Here is a 15,099-nt window from a genome sequence, read left to right as displayed (position 1 = left end):
CTCCCAGCCTACTCCTCAAGCCCCCTTTGCCGTCATAGTTTTTTTGGGCTTCGCGCTTCTCTTGGTTCACGCCCCAGCTCAGGCCGCTCCGCTGGGCACCAAAGGCAGCGTCGCCGTCAGTCCCTTCTGTAAGGCCTACCGGTGTCAGCTCATCAATAAGAGGGGGAGTCAGCTCTACAGCGGCAAAGCTCCCCCTCTTGGAACACATCATGCTTACAGCCTTCCCGGCTTCAAGGGGATCGAACTCTGGACGGAAAGGCTGCCGGATGGCACTCTCATGCAAGCCGAACTGGTCATGGCGGGTGAAGTCTGGCACAAAGTACCTGTGGCAACGCGGAAGAAGATGATTGACCTGATGGTCAGGGATTTTATGGGTGTTGCTCCATCCCAATTAGAGACCACGAACTTCGGAGGCAACCCCCGCACAGACCAGAGGTACCGGTTGAACCCTGTTGAGCATTGTGTGGGACTTCTGGATGAAAGCGGAGGCTGGGCGGGTCCAGCCCACCGCGGCATGTCTTGCGAATGGGTTGACTGGCGACCCGAGAACACGTATGTCATCGGGTTCTATCGCTAAAAGCTACTTGAGCTGAGAACAGGTGGGGAAGGCGGACAGTCAAGTGGCCGAGCGAGCCTCGCATCCCCTGCTGAAAGCGCGAGCGCCGTAAGCGTTATTGAATCCAGCATCGGCATCAGCACACCTCTCGGGGCGCTGCTGGTCGTGGTGCGTCCTATAACCCTCAGTCACCACCCGCGTGAGCGCCGTCGTGCGTGGCCAGATCGTGGGCGAGCCCCGGATCGAGCGTATGCCCGACGGCTCCAGCCTCGTCTTCGTGAAGATGAGCGCCCCCCTGGGCAGCGCTACCAACCTTCTGCAGGTGCTGGCCCCCCGGCCCCCGGCGCCCCGCATCACGGTGAACGTCACGAAGGTCAACGTGGTGAATGTCGTGCGCCCAGTGCCCACGGCCCGCTTCTCAGGTCTCATCATCGACGCCCTAGGCACGGGCTTTTCTCCCTGCCTGCTGCCGCGCATCTGCAGCATGGACGGCAGTCTGCTGTGGACCTACAACGCGCTGGATGCCCGTGACGCGGGGGTCAGCGGCTACGCCCGCAGTGTGGTCCAGGCACAGCGGATGACCGAGCGTGGCGGCCACGCGGCGCTCATCGTGCAAGCGCTGGCCGCCGACCGCTGCAACGTCATCGTCAGTCGCCAAGAAGCCGACATGATTCGGGACTACGACCGGGCCACCGGCTTCCTATCGGACTTCGACGTCACTCTGGTATTTTGAGGCCGTTGGAGGGCCAGGGCCTGATCGCCTGACACAAAGTATGAGAAAGCGTCCCCGGTGGGGGACACTTTCTGTCTGTGAGAACCGAAAATGCCACCGGGGACGCTCCCCGACTCTACCAAGCTGTCCTTAATCATCTCCAGACGAGCCTGTGGAACGACATTCGCAACGCCCGGACGCTCGCCTGGATGGTCACAGGTCTGTTGCTCTCCCAGCGGAGTTCCCTCGCAGCATGGTTGCCGCACATCCACTCCAGAGCCACCTTCGCCCAGAGCACCGAACGCCGATTTCGTCGGTGGCTGGAGAATCCAGCCATCGACTGTGGCGGCATTTACGGTCCACTCGTGACCCGTGCCCTGCGCGGCTGGGGTGAACACACGCTGATCCTGGCCCTAGACACCAGTGTGCTGTTCGAGAAATTCTGCCTGATCCGTGTCTCTGTTCTCTTCCGGGGACGAGCGGTTCCGCTCGTCTCGCGCGTCCTCGAACATTCCAGCGCCCAGGTCAGCACAGCCCAATTGCTGCCCGTCCTGGCCGAAGCCAAAGGGATGCTTGATTTCCTCGGGCTGCATGAGGTCCGCCTCTTGGCGGACCGGGGCTTTTGCGACACGGCACTGATGGCCTGGCTCCGACACTGCGGGTGGCACTATCGCATCCGCATCAAGTCCAGCCTGATCCTCGCCGCCCCAGACGGGCAGCGGTTGTGCAAGGTGAATGAGGTGCGACTTTCGCCCAGAGAGACCCGTTGCTTTCACAACGTCACCCTCACCGGGAGGCACTTTGGCCCGATTCACGTCGCCCTGGGCCGTCCGTCGGACGGCCCAGAACAGTGGCAGGTCGTCAGTGACGAGGCGACGAGCATCGAGACATTCGCCGAGTATGGCGAACGCTTCCAGATTGAAGAAGGCTTTTTGGACGAGAAAAGCGGCTTGTTTCGTCTGGAGGATTCCAGGCTACGAGATGCGGCCAGCCTGGAACGGCTGATTCTGGTGGTGGCGGTGGCGACCTTGCTGCTCGTGTCTGAAGGAATAGAGGTCGTGCAGCGTGGGGATCGACGTGTCGTCGATCCCCACTGGCAGCGAGGACTGAGCTATCTCAAGATCGGTCTCCGGGCTGTTCAGTACGCGCTGAGCCGAGGGCGGGCGGTCTTCACCCGCCTGACCCTCTACGGCGGGTCTGACCCTGAGCCGCTCAGCGGCCGGAAACGTCCTCCCCCTGCCCCACAAAGGACGCTTGAAGTCGGCTGGAAGCTCGTTTTTCGTCCACCCTCATAAAATCTGTCAGGCGGTCAGGGGCCAGGGCACACAGCCACTGGCATCTGAGCACGTGACCATAGGGCTGTACCCTGAATCTTATCTAAGAGGAGGGGAAGTGGAACACGCGCCTCTCGTGCACATGTTCCACTTCTCAAGGCTGCTTGCCAACATCAAGCCGCCAGACCTGCCTGGAACTCCTGCCAAGGAAGGAGCGACTTGCATTCTGACTGTGCATGGTCATGAAGGCGAGATCCTATCTGGGGAGGCTGTACCCCTCAGCGGCGACTGGAGGCCCCTTCCTAGCGATTCTGTGGGCAAGTCGAAAAAATGCCTTCCCAGACAGCTTTTTCCAGAGGTCTTTTTCACCATGAAGCGAAATATCCGTTAATATTTCGGTTGAATCAGAACAAACCCTCCGTTGGAGCGGTTGTGTGAGAGGTCAACGTTCCCGAACTGACCCACGACCTCCAGCGTCGCGAGCCGTTCGGGCCGTGCTTGCCTGCACGGCCTACCATCCGGCGAGGTCGCCCTTGAGATCATCGACCGGGAGGGCTGCGTAACCTTTACGGGTGGTGTCCACACTCTCGTGCCCCAGGTGCGCCGCCACTCGCCCGAAGTCCTTGACCTGCCCCAGCAGCCGCGTCCCCGCATACTTCCGCCCCGGGTGAAAGCCCCGGAACTTCACGCCCGCCACCTGGAACGCCTTGCCCAGGTGATACCGGGCCGTCTCCGCATCCGCAAACCGGAACACCCGGTCGAGACCCGTGGTGCGCAGGCCGTCCAGCTGCTCCGTGCCCCCGGGCCCATACAGGGCCCGGTAATCGCGCACCGCCCGCGCCAGCGACGTGCTCATCGCCACCACCCGGCTCTTGCGGCCCTTGCCGGACGTGACCCGGAGGCGCCGCGCGCCCTCGTCCAGTTCTTCCCACCTCAGCGCCAGGGCCTCGCTGATCCGCAAGCCCCCGTGGGCGGTGAGCAGCAGCAGCAACCGGGCCTGCACGTCGGCCACCTGCAAGACGTCGTGGAGTTCGTCGTCGGTGTAGGGGGGGCGCTTGACCAGTCCCGGCGTGGGATCGCGCGGCACACGGACATCCTGAAAGGGCGTAGCCTCGGTGGCCCCGGCCCAGCGCAGCGCCCGGTAGAGACAGCTGGCCGCCGCGACCCGTTGCGAGACACCCGCGGGCGCCCGGCCTTCCGCCAGCAGAGCATTGACGAAGCTTTGACCGTCGTGACGGCCCGGCCGCAGCAGACTGACGGCCTGAGTCTCGGCCCAGGTCAGGAATTGCCGCACGCCCCGAGCGTAGGCCGCGACCGTGTGGGGGCTGGTCAGGACACCCGACGCTCCGGCATGAGTGAGGTAGGCAGTGGTGAGGCTGACCAGGGAGGTGACGTCCTTTTCCCCAGCGGCCTGGACTGCCCGGCGCCGCAGCTCCTCGTCATGCAGGCTGGTCCATTCCCGGGTCCGGGCGAGGAGGTCCCCCCGGTATAGGGTTAGCTCTCCCCCACTGAGTTGTTCTGGCATAAGGTCAATTATGCCTGAATAACTGACAGGGGCTTCTGACGCTGTCCAGGGGTCAGCCAACCCTAGCGATCATCCGGTGCCAGGGCTGATGGTGGTCGCGACACCGGAGGACGTGTTCCAACTGAAGCGAACAGCGCTCTTGCTGGGCTAGCAGGCAGTACGTTGGTCAGAAGCCGCAAGCATTGGGCTGGCAGAGCAACTCTCAGCCCTCCCAGCTGTGTCCTTGATTCAACGCGCTGCGCAGCAACGCCGCCTGGCACCCTGAACGAGCCGCACCGTGGCAAGCTCCCTCGGCACGGCGAGTGGCGCGAGCTTATGGCTACCCCACCAAACCTCAGGGCGCGCATTCGTCCACAAAGTTCCGGGGATGAGCAGCCCTCAAAGCCATCGCCTCCAGGCCAGTTGGGCACATATGACCAGATCCTTCACCGACCGCTAGGGCAGTTGCAGTTGCCGAATGGTGTCCATCGGGAGAAAGAGCTTAAGGGGCTGATCCCGAAAGGGGATAAACCCCAAGGAGGCATAGAGGGCCGCGACCTTCTCGTTCTTGGCGTCCAGAATGACCGCGTAGGATGCCACCGTCTGTGACGCTTGCGCCGCCTGATGCAGGGCATACAGGATGAGGTCCGTGCCGATCCCCTGACCACGGAGATCTCGATGAATGGCCACGCGGCCCAACAGGGTCACCGCCACCTGCGGGTAGGGAAACTTCCGGGCCTGGGTCCCGCTGAACACCTCCTGGCGCCCGACGCTGGCCGACGCCAGGGTGTAGTACCCCTGGACGCGGTCTGCCTCGTCGACCATCAGGAACACAGCCGCCTGACCCATCTTCAGGTCCCGCTGCAGGCGGCCCTCCTTCAGATAGGCGGTCAGGTGCTCATCCAGGCTTTCGAAGGCACTGGTGTCATAGTTCGGGCTGAAGGGGACGATGCGGAAGGCCGCGGTCACGAACCGAAGCGCTCCCGGCTGCGGGCAGCAGCCTGACGCAGGGCGTCGTTCGGAGCCGGCGGGTTCATCAGGGTCTCCATAAACAGGTGCTGATCTGCGGCCGACAGTTGCAAGGTGCGGTGGGCCTGGAGGGTCTCCAGCGCGCGGTTGTAGGCCGCCTGAATCACGAAGTCGCTGATAGACAGGCCCTGCACGGCGGCCGCCGCCCCGATCGTTTCCTTCTTCTCGGCGTCGATGCGTGCCTCAAGCCTCTGAAGTTTGGCTGCACTCGTCATGGTTCCCTCCTGATCCTAGTGTACGGCAAAATGCCGTACACTTATAGGCAGTCCCTTGACGTGAGGCTGGCCAGCATCTGGGTGGCTGGCTCACCCGGAAGTGGGACTCCGCAGCGTTTTTCTAGGGCTGCTTCGGGTGAGGACCACATCACGCAGCACTGTCGTCGCCCATTGCGGTGCTGTCTCGAGGAAGGTGCCCAGGGCCCGATGGAGTTGCTTCAAAGCTTCCAGACCCTGGCTCAGGTCAGCCGCTGAGGTGGGCCGTGGGACGGGGCCATGTCCCTCCCTTCCCGTCTCCAGGAGGTCAGTCAGGGACAGAGCCCCCACCGCCCGTTGGTCGTCGTACAGGTGCGTGTAGACCTTCAGGGTGAAGCTGGCATCGGCATGACCCAGACGGTCTGCCACGACTTTGGGCGGTACGCCCCGGCGGATCAGCAGGCTCGCTGCTGTATGCCGCAGGTCATGAAAGCGCAGCCGCGGCACGCCCGCCTCCTCCATCAGCGCCCGGTAGGTCCGGTCGAGGTGACGGCCCTGCACGTGATTCCCAGATGCTGCCGTGAACACCAGGTCGGTGGGGCGAGGCGTCCGTCTTCCCCGCTGTTCCCGCTGTGCATGATCCTTTAGCAGGTCGACCGTATCCCCAGCCAGCAGGATGCGGCGATGCCCGGCGTCGGTCTTCGGCTGTCCGATGCCGTAATGCCCAGCCGCGTCCTTGACCAGATTGTGCCGGACGGTGATCTCACGGCCTTCCAGGTCTACGTCTCCCCAGTGCAGGGCCAGCAGCTCGCCCCGGCGCATCCCGGTGCTCAGGGCCAGCGCGAAGAGGGGGTAGAGGCGGTGTCCCTGCGCCACCTTCAGGAACTTCGCCGCCTGTGCCGGGGTCCACACCAGCGTCTCCTGCCGGGTGACCCTAGGTTTGCGGATGTTCTCCGCCACGTTGAGGGGCACGAGCTGCCAACGCACCGCCTGCCGCAACGCCATTCGCAGGATGTGCAGCGACCGCCCAGCTCCACGGGGACCGTTCTGTTGGTGCAGGGTCTGCATCATCTCCTCGACCTCGAGCACCTGAAGCCCGGCGAGGGAACGCGCTCCGAGGGTGGGGAGCACCGGGAGCAGGGCCTGCACATACGTACGGTATGTGGAGGGCCGCACGTCGCGTTCCTTGTAGGCCAGCCAGCGCAGCAGGAAGGCGTGCAGGGAGTCAGGCTCCCTGGCTGGCGGCAGGGCGGGTGGGGTGGCCGTGCGGCGCTTTACCGGCTTCGCCTTCGGGAGGGTGCGCAGTAGGGCCGCGAGGGCCCGTTCCGCCTCCTCACGGGTTTTGCGGCTCACCGACCGGCGGCGCTGTTTCCCGGTGACGGGATCTTTGTAGCTGGCCAGCCCCCGGAAACTGACGACACGGCCCTTCAGAACCATGGGGTGGACGGTACCTTCTCCAACTCGTCTTCTTACAGCCATCCCCGTGGGATGTCACACGGCCATGAGGACTCGGCCAGCGTCTCACCGCGCGCGGATCCGGAAGCCCAGGGGGAATGGTCAGGTCGTCCGGGCGGCCGAGTAGAGCGGCCTCAAAGTGGATCACCTCGCCCCTGTTCTAATGCCAGAGCCCGTCCCGGACCATCCGGGCGATCAAGGCGGCGATGTTCCAGGCGTCGTCGGCCCCGCGGTGATGGGTGCCGTCCAGCGGAAGACCGGTGTGCCGCAGGGCTCTGGCCATTCCCGGCCGGTTGAGGCCGTACCCGCTGGCATACACCTGCTTGGCATTCGTGTGCCTGGAGCTGAAGGGGTACCGGACGTCCCCGACGCACTGCCGCTCGAACTGCCGGCGGTCGTAGTCGCCCCAGCTCGCCCAGGGCCGCGAATCCGAGTGGAACTCACGCCGCAGCACGTCGCAGGCTTCACGGAAAGACAGACCGGTCGCGACCTCCTCCGACGTCAGGCCGGTCAGTTGGGTGCAGAAGGCGCTGACCTCCGAGTGCTCGGGCCGAACAAGCACGCTCCGTTTCTCCAGCCGCTCGAGCGACTCGAGGTCCAGCACACAGATGCCGATCTCGATGATTTCGTTCCGCTGCCCGGGTGGAGGCTCACCCGCCCAGCAGGTGGCCTCCACGTCCACGACGTTGAGCAGGGTCACGAGAACTCCTCCCCGGTCTCCTTCTTCGCGTAGGCGTCCGAGATCAGCTTCAGACCGAGGTCCCGTCCGTCCGCGGTCAGACGCGGAACTTGCGGCGTGACCACCACGCCCTCCCGGATGTGCAGCCCCTGTCCGGAGACCGTTTCCATGCCGCCGCGCAGCGCCCGCAGTGTCGCCTCGTCGAAGGGGCCTTCGTACAACACGGGCACGCCGCGCTCCACGAACCAGGCCGGCCACTGCGCCCGGGGCAGCGGACGCCCCTCGTGGACGATGCGGATGACGAACACCGTGGGATGCACCTGGCCGTAGGAGAAGCCCTTCTGCACCGGCAGCACCTCTCCGAACACCTGCACCTCCCCGGTGGGAAAGGCCGCGTCCGCCGCCTCGAACAGCCCAGTCCGGCGTGCCGCCCGCCAGTACACGTTGGTGTCGCTGGGCTTGAGACTCAGGCGGTTACGCGAGAGGCCCTTGCTGGTCACCCGCCACGCGCCGTCCGCCGCGCGGAAGTACACGCCCTGCGTGCCATGCAGCTTCTCGGTGACGATCACCGGTTCGCCCGACTGGAACTCACCCGCGTAGATGCCGAATTACTCCACGTCGTGGTGTCCGTAGTGCGGGGAGACGGGCAGGGAGGCGACCTCTCCGGCCAGACTGACGGGGATGGGCGGTTCCCAGAAGGTGATGCCCAGCCTCCCGGAGAGGTCCTCGCCGAAGGGCGCGTCCTCCAGCCCGTCCAGGGGCAGGATCACACCCTGGGACAGCTCACCACGCAGCCGCACGGCCCCGCCCCGGTTCTTCTCCGGGCCATGCAGGTACGACACGCCCGTGTCCGCGTTGACGTAGCGGGCCGCCAGGTGGGGCGGGAGCAGGGCCCGCTCGGGCGCGACCACAATGGGGTCGCCGTCCTGGTACTCCCCCTTGCGGACGACGAGCTGGAAGGAACCGACCTTGCACAGCTCCAGACGCTCCGCGTTCGGGTGAGGAAAGAGGCGGGCGCGGTCCTTGATGACTTGTGAGGTGGCCATACGTGCTTCTCCTGTCGTGGCAGGCTCCTGACTGCCACGGGGAAGCGTAGAGGGGGAACGGGGCGTGCGACATCCGCCAGCTTCTCGGGCCCCGGTAAGCGAAATACACAGTCACGGTGGGGGCAGACATGAGCTGAGTCGCCCTTGCCCAGGGGAATTGGGCGGCTTAGTCGTCTACCACAACCGCACCGATGCCATCTCCAAGTTCGTGCTGGCACGCGTGCTGATGGGCCTGCGCATGTTGACCGGACAGCAGTACACCGTCGCGGACCTGTTACACTTCGACCCCTTGCCAGCGGAAGGAGCTGACTAAAAGTTGGCTCATGCACGCCCCTTTTCTATGGTGCGGCCTCAATCGCTCGAGTACGGTGGGATTCAAAACACCAGGGTGACGTTGAAGTCCGAGAGGAACCCTGTCACGCGGTCGTAGGCACGGATCATGTCGGCTTCCTGCCGGCTCACGATTACGTTGCAGCGGTCTGCGGCCAACCCCTGCACGACGAGGGCCGCGTGTCCCCCGCGCTCGGTCATCCGTTGCGCCTGCGGCACGCTGCGGGCGTAACCGCTGACTCCCTTGCCACGGGCATCCAACGCGTTGTAGGTCCACAGCAGACTGCCGTCCATGCTGTAGATGCGCGGCAGCAGGCAGGGGGAGAAGCCCGTACGCCGGGCATCAATGATGAGGCCGCCAAAGCGGGCAGTGGGTGCAGGACGCACGACGGTCACGACATTGATGTTCGTGACGTTCACTGTGATCCGCGGGGCAGGCGGACGTGGAGTCAGTACCTTCAACAGGTTCGTCGCGCTGCCCAGGGGGGCACCCATCTTCACGAAGACGATGGACGACCCATCCGGCATGCGCTCGATGCGCGGCTCCCCGACGATCTGCCCACGGACGACCGCGCTGACTCGGGTGGAGATGTCGTCGTTCTGCAGCTCGAAATCCTTGACGGTGGTCTGGGCGTCCACGCGGACACCAGCCAGCGCGACCGCCAGGAGACGCTGGGCATCCGCGGTGGCTGCCGCCTTGCCCTGTAGGTATGCCTGCGCCTGGGACAGCCCGGGCCGGGTGGTGGCCGCGCCCTCCACCGTCACGGTCTGGGTGTTCCAGTCGATGCTGGCCGTCTGACCCAGAGGGGCTCGCGCCGCCGGGAGGGGGAGTGTTGTGGGGACGGGTTGGATGTCGGCGGCCGCGAAGGACAGGCCGAGGGCAAGCATCAGGGAAAGTACGTTCTTCATGGGAACCTCAAGGGCGGTAGGTGGCCCGGATCTCTGTACCCGTCACGCCGGTGACGGTCAATTGCATGCCTTCGAGCAGATCGGCGAGGGCGTCGGCGCTTCCGCCGAATTCAATCTGCACTTCCGTGCCGGCCGCGTCGAAGGTCCGCGAGGATACGGTGCTGAACTGGGGCGCGGTCCGCGCGCCTTGCAGCCAGGCGCTGTAAGCCCGGTAGCTGGGAAAGCCGGAGACGCGGACGGTGAAGGTGCGCCTCGCTGCCGGGCCCGTGCCGGCTAGCCAGTCGATGATCCGGGACGCAACGGGCGTCTCCACCTGCCCTACCGCGCGTTGCAGCGCCATCTGTCCGGCCGCGTGTGGGCTGGCCCCCGTCCCCGCCCCCGTGAGCACTTGATTGAACAACTGCTGTCCGGTGATCGCGTCGACCACCTTGACGTTCAGCTTCGCGGTGTACGACAGCAGCCCTGCGCTTTTCAGGGCTTCTGGAACGACAGCATTAGGCTCGGCAACCGCTGTGCCTGTGACGATCAGGTCCGCACCGAAGCGGGAAGCCACATCACGGGCCACCTTCGGGTCGGCGAGGGCCTGCTCCCGTAGGGTGAGCCGCTCGGTCTGGGAAGGGTCCAATACCCGGAAGCCCCGCTCCTGCAGGGCGGTAGAGAGCAGGGCTTCGGCAGTGGAACTGTTGTTGGGCTGCCCAGCCAAAGTCTCGGGCAACAGCACCAGCACGCGGGGATCGCCTGTGCGGTCGAGCAGGGCCCGGATCTGTTGCGCGAGCGGCTCTTTCGAGACGGCGAAGGTGGCCCGAACCGTGTAGATGCCGTCCTTCTGACTCTCGGCTTGTACGCTGACGAGCCGGGCTAGGCCCCCACTTCGCCGAACGATAGTGTCGCGGACAAGTTCATAGTTCGCCACCTGGGTTTCTGCTGTGACGATGGCTCCCAGGACGAGATCGGTGGCGGCCCGCTGGGCTTCTGCGATCGCGGCGGTACGGGCCGCCTGCAGGGTGGTCTGAATGGCCGCCTGTCCCTGAGTGGTGACTTGCTGCTCGGCGGCCTGGATATGGAGGACGACCATCAGAAAAAGGGCTTTACGCTGAAACCTTCAAACTTCGGAGCATTATTTCCACCGTCGCTTCCTAATTTAATGTCGAAATATCTAGGCGCGTACTCATTCATTACTGGCATGGTCAAATTAAACTTTATGCCATACCTGCTATAATCAAAGGTAACATCATCAGAGCGTGCTATATCTCTTCTGGGACGAGAAATAGCACTTTTCTGGTCCAGCTGATAAACAGTGACATTGAAGTCTTCGCCGCTGTAAAGTAATTCACTTAACCGACTCGGATTGAAGTCACTATCATTAATTTTGGTATAGATTAAACAAGCCCCCGAAAGCTTAACGATTAAATTGGCTGATGGAATGTATGCATCGAACGTACCGTACTGTAGGTTGTAATTACCATCTTTCAGGGATGCTGTACATTCCTTTCCATCAATGCCTGAGTCGCGTAGGTATCCCTGAGGCACACCAAGTTCACGCGCATTTCTGGCATCTATGTAAAGGAAATTGGTTTCTTCACCCGACCTTTGTTGATCGTTATAAACGAGAAGTGGAGATGACGTGATAATGTTTTTTAGTAGAGATATGGGCATCGATAGGGGGTCAGGCTCAATCTCTATTGCCTCCTCCTTCAATATTTTATTATATCCACGAATACCAGCAACAGACGCTACGGTTATGTCTCCTAAGCCACTATAAAACTGACTTATGTATATGGGATGCTTACCCGTACCATAAAAGGCATGCCTTAGAACAATGCCCTTCAAGTATTCTACTAAGAATGCAATAGAGTCGTCGGAGAGGGTGATGTTCTTCTGGTCACCTCTGCCGAGACCAGGCGATTCCAGCACCAAGGGCGAACGACCCTTGCCCTCCCGTGAAAAAGGCTCCAGGAGTTTAGCTACCGCAGCCAATGTTCCTGTTTCCAGCTGCACTTTAAAGGAGTAGTCGATGCTTACCATTTCCGGGCTACTTGCCTCAGTGGTTGGCTCATCCAATTTGACGTCGAAAATGCGCACGCCTTTCTTGATTACTTCAGCTGCCTGACGGACGGCCTGGATTTCCTTGCTCTTTAAATCTATGTCAAGCATCGCCGTATTGGCAATGGAATTGCCTGACAGACTTAAGGCTGTGCGGAGGTTTTGCTGGGCACTGGCGTAGTTGGGGTCAAGCGCGACGGCTTTTTGCAGTGTGGTCGTGGCGGCCTTCGGATTAGTCTGCAACTGTGCGAGTGCCTGATAATTCAGAACTATGGCCTGGTTGTTCAGGGTTTCAGGCTGTAAGATGGCCTGCATCTCCGCCGGACTTGGCATGATGCCCAGCTTGTTGATCACGGCGAGCACCAATTGCTTTTCCAAACTGAAGATTGAGTCGATAGACCCCTCGGCCGTCACTCCACCTTCAACTCTTCCTGTCGACGTGTTGATCAATTGCAGGTCCACGCGGACGTTGCGCCCGATGGCAGCGTACGAACCGGTCAGCAGGGTCTGGACACCCAGGAGCTTACCCAGCTGCGCCGCTTTACCCGGATCCACGGCTCCGCTGGCCCCCAGGGCCTGCTCCTTGAGGACCTTGTCCAGTTGCTCGCGCTGTACCACAGTAAGCTTGCTGATCTTCGAGAGGTCAGTGGTGAGCATGTCTGCCAGTCCGCGGCTGATCCAACCCGCCTCAGGGTTGGGGGTATTGCTGTTGAGGTAGGCAACCCCCAGGGTTGCCGACTGGGCAAGAGAAGAGGAACCCAGGGCCAGCACACCTGCGGTCAGGAGCCACCACGGCTTCCGTGTGATTTTCATGTGAAAAGTATAGCAGTGTTTACTTTATTCAATACCACAATTTGCGTAGCTGCCGTCTGCCGACGTGAGTCACTACGCATTCATCTCTTTGCCCTATCAACCGACGGACGTGGAATGCCGCGTACCCAGGTGGCCGAACAGATGTTCGACCGAACACCTGTTCGGCCATCGCCAGGACACATCTCGCCGCTCCTATCCCCGCTGTGCAACGCAGATCTGCTTGCAAAACATGGGGGATATGAAAACCTTGCGGCGGAGAAGTCGCCAACTTCCAGAGGTGACCATCGGAAAGCCTGCCGCTGGACATGAGATTTCCCTATGACCTCCTCGTCGTCCAAGGTTCTGGCTATCGATCACTTTCTCGATGTATTCGGCTGTTCGTTCCTCACCCGTGAGGCAAAGGCACCTGCCAGGGCACGACGGCCCTCCCTTCCACCAGGGCCCATTTTCCCAGGAGGGACCTATGAACAAACTTGCCCTGACTGCCCTATTGCTCGTCGGCGGCGTGGGGGCTGCAGCCTACGCTGGACAGCAGACCCAGCGTGACGTTCAGCAGCAACTGGCCCAGGTTCAGGAAACCCTGACCCGGAGCGGCGTCGCCAGTATGAAGGTCGGCCCCTTCGAAAAGACCTTGATGGGCGGTACCCAGGACACGGTCATCACCCTGTTCCCGAACAGTCCTGACCGTCTCGACATCACCCTGCACAGCCGCCTCCACAACGGCCCCTTCCCACAGGGCAAGAGCTTTGGTGCGGCCCGGGTCGTCACCGAGGTGCTCTTCCCAGCTGAGGTCCAGGCCCAGCTCGATAAAGCCTTTTCAGGTAAGAAAATCACAGCGCAGACCCAGGTGCAGTTCGGGGGCAACAGCGTCACCACCTACCAGGTGCCGTCCGGGCAGTTCAGTGAAGCCGGGGATCAGATGAAGTGGCAGGCTCTCTCAGGCACGGTCCGCACCCGGGGCGACCAGGTCACGGGCACCGGGCACTGGCCCGGCGCCGTCCTGCAGGACAACATCGGGGGGATGCAGATGCAAGTCGGCCGACTGTCCTGGGACTTCCAGGGCACCCAGACTCCAGACGGTCTGGGCGACGGCAAGTCTGAGCTGACCCTGGAACGACTCGAAGGTCGCAGCGACGGCACGCCATTTGCCCTGTCCAACCTGCAAAGCAAATGGCAGGTCACTGGGGATGACCGGTACGTTCACAGCGCGGTGCAGTACCTGGTGGGGCAGCTGCGCATGGATAACCAGACGCTCGAGGGTCTGCGGCTGGAACTCTCGATCAAGAACCTCGACCGACCCGCACTCGCCCGGTTGAGTGCTCTGGGTTCTGACCTGGACCGGGTGCCCGAGGCGGAACTGAATACGCTGATGACGAGTCTCCTGCGGGCTAACCCGCAGCTCCAACTCGACAGGCTGTCCGTCGGCGAAGGAGAGCAGGAGGTGGTGATTACCGGCCGGGCCGTTCTGCAGTCCAGTCCGGACACGAACTGGGAGTTGATGATGCTCGATCCCACGCAGCTGCTGTCGGCCCTCCAGGTCCAGGCTCAGGCGCAGACCCAGGAGGCTGGGCTGCGTGAACTACTGAGTCTGACCTTGGACGAACAGGAGGTAAACGAAGTCGTTGACGAGGGAGAGGCCCTGGGCCTGTTCGTGCGTCGCGGCGAGCTTTATCAGGCCGACCTACGCATGAGTGCCGACGGCGCCTACCTCAACGGCCAGCCACTGCAGTAGCTGGCAGAGGGTGTGGCATGGAGCCGGGAGGGCGCAAAGGGGATGATACCCACGGGTGCGCCTGTCGGTCACCTTCGCTACCCTCCCCTTTGCAGGACCGGGCACGGACACAGCCTTCCACGGGCGGGTCCATTTACTCTCCGTCTGCCGGGTATCCGAAGTCCTAGGACACGCGCGGACGAAGACTGGGACTGGGCTGGCCCCATAGTTTGGACGGTTGCGAGTAGAGACTCGGCTCAGGAGAAGGGTACACCATGGGCTCTTTCTGCTTGACCAGGGGAAGGTCGGACGACCTCATTTGCGGTGTCCTGTCCGCAAAGGGGGGCGTCAGGCCGCCCCCTGGCCTGTCCAGCAAACTCGTCGGGAGTCCGGTAGCCCNCTGCTTGACCAGGGGAAGGTCGGACGACCTCATTTGCGGTGTCCTGTCCGCAAAGGGGGGCGTCAGGCCGCCCCCTGGCCTGTCCAGCAAACTCGTCGGGAGTCCGGTAGCCCAGCGACGAATGCGGCCTCCTGACGTTGAAAAACTGCCGGTAGCCATTGAGGATCACCTGGGCGTGCTGGGCCGAGTAGAACACCTCCTGGTTCAGACACTCCTCCCGCAACCGAGAGTGAAAGCTCTCGGCGAACCCGTTCTGCCAGGGTTTTCCCGGCTGGATGAACCGAGTGCCGATGTCCTGAAGGGCCAGCCAGATCCCCAGGTCACGGGCAATGAACTCCGGGCCGTTGTCACTGCGGATAAATCCAGGAGCACCGCGCTGGGCGATGACCTCGTGCAAGACGTCCTTCACGTCCATGGACGTGAAGGACTCCGCCACCCGCAGGGCCA

The 15,099-nt window shown here is 62.7% G+C and carries 13 protein-coding genes and 1 pseudogene; 4 read left to right on the top strand and 10 right to left on the bottom strand.

The window, feature by feature from the left end:
* The 3 genes from QOL99_RS08420 to QOL99_RS08410 all read left to right on the top strand — a co-directional run.
* A partial coding sequence (locus tag QOL99_RS08420; protein ID WP_285522970.1) for a hypothetical protein occupies positions 1–577 on the top strand: 577 nt, incomplete at its 5' end.
* A 178-nt stretch (positions 578–755) separates the two neighbouring features.
* Entirely contained in the window at positions 756–1,289 is a 534-nt protein-coding gene (locus QOL99_RS08415) for a hypothetical protein (protein WP_285522969.1), read from the top strand.
* Between the two features lie 344 nt (positions 1,290–1,633).
* Positions 1,634–2,563 (top strand): transposase, encoded by a 930-nt coding sequence (locus QOL99_RS08410; protein ID WP_285522967.1) that lies wholly within the window; start codon positions 1,634–1,636, stop codon positions 2,561–2,563.
* Positions 2,564–3,053: 490 nt separating this feature from the next.
* Here QOL99_RS08410 and QOL99_RS08405 read toward each other — a convergent pair whose 3' ends face one another.
* The 9 genes and pseudogenes from QOL99_RS08405 to QOL99_RS08365 all read right to left on the bottom strand — a co-directional run bounded on the left by QOL99_RS08405 (position 3,054) and on the right by QOL99_RS08365 (position 12,541).
* Positions 3,054–4,067 carry a tyrosine-type recombinase/integrase gene (locus QOL99_RS08405; protein WP_285522966.1) on the bottom strand — a complete coding sequence of 338 codons (1,014 nt, stop codon included), beginning with the start codon at positions 4,065–4,067 and terminating at the stop codon, positions 3,054–3,056.
* A gap of 435 nt (positions 4,068–4,502) precedes the next feature.
* Positions 4,503–5,015, bottom strand: a complete 513-nt coding sequence (locus tag QOL99_RS08400; RefSeq protein WP_285522965.1) for a GNAT family N-acetyltransferase — start codon at positions 5,013–5,015, stop codon at positions 4,503–4,505.
* Positions 5,012–5,290, bottom strand: coding sequence for a type II toxin-antitoxin system TacA family antitoxin (locus QOL99_RS08395; protein WP_285522963.1), 279 nt, complete (start codon positions 5,288–5,290; stop codon positions 5,012–5,014). The genes QOL99_RS08400 and QOL99_RS08395 overlap by 4 nt, the downstream gene beginning before the upstream one ends.
* Positions 5,291–5,380: 90 nt before the next feature.
* Positions 5,381–6,703 (bottom strand): site-specific integrase, encoded by a 1,323-nt coding sequence (locus tag QOL99_RS08390; RefSeq protein ID WP_285522962.1) that lies wholly within the window; start codon positions 6,701–6,703, stop codon positions 5,381–5,383.
* A gap of 178 nt (positions 6,704–6,881) precedes the next feature.
* On the bottom strand, positions 6,882–7,421 hold the full coding sequence (locus QOL99_RS08385; RefSeq protein WP_285522961.1) for a 3'-5' exonuclease: 540 nt from the start codon (positions 7,419–7,421) through the stop codon (positions 6,882–6,884).
* Positions 7,418–8,446: pseudogene (locus QOL99_RS08380) on the bottom strand (RNA ligase (ATP)). The gene QOL99_RS08385 and the pseudogene QOL99_RS08380 overlap by 4 nt, the downstream one beginning before the upstream one ends.
* 375 nt (positions 8,447–8,821) lie before the next feature.
* Positions 8,822–9,685 carry a hypothetical protein gene (locus QOL99_RS08375; protein WP_285522960.1) on the bottom strand — a complete coding sequence of 288 codons (864 nt, stop codon included), beginning with the start codon at positions 9,683–9,685 and terminating at the stop codon, positions 8,822–8,824.
* A gap of 7 nt (positions 9,686–9,692) precedes the next feature.
* Positions 9,693–10,760: a hypothetical protein gene (locus QOL99_RS08370; protein WP_285522959.1), complete on the bottom strand. Its 1,068-nt coding sequence runs from the start codon at positions 10,758–10,760 to the stop codon at positions 9,693–9,695.
* Entirely contained in the window at positions 10,760–12,541 is a 1,782-nt protein-coding gene (locus tag QOL99_RS08365; RefSeq protein WP_285522957.1) for a CsgG/HfaB family protein, read from the bottom strand. Before QOL99_RS08365 ends, QOL99_RS08370 begins: the two co-directional genes overlap by 1 nt.
* A gap of 463 nt (positions 12,542–13,004) precedes the next feature.
* On the opposite strand from QOL99_RS08365, the gene QOL99_RS08360 reads away from it, so the two are divergent.
* Complete coding sequence (locus QOL99_RS08360) at positions 13,005–14,273, top strand: DUF945 family protein (protein WP_285522955.1); 1,269 nt, start codon at positions 13,005–13,007, stop codon at positions 14,271–14,273.
* A gap of 236 nt (positions 14,274–14,509) precedes the next feature.
* Here the strand turns inward: QOL99_RS08360 and QOL99_RS17800 are convergent, their stop codons facing one another.
* Positions 14,510–15,067: an integrase core domain-containing protein gene (locus QOL99_RS17800; protein ID WP_407650156.1), complete on the bottom strand. Its 558-nt coding sequence runs from the start codon at positions 15,065–15,067 to the stop codon at positions 14,510–14,512.
* Positions 15,068–15,099 lie beyond the last annotated feature (32 nt).

Origin of the sequence: Deinococcus rhizophilus, from assembly GCF_030271215.1 — a bacterium.
GTDB classification, from domain to species: Bacteria; Deinococcota; Deinococci; order Deinococcales; family Deinococcaceae; genus Deinococcus; species Deinococcus rhizophilus.
Note: the sequence above shows the minus strand (reverse complement) of the source record. Positions and strands in the feature narration are given on the sequence as shown.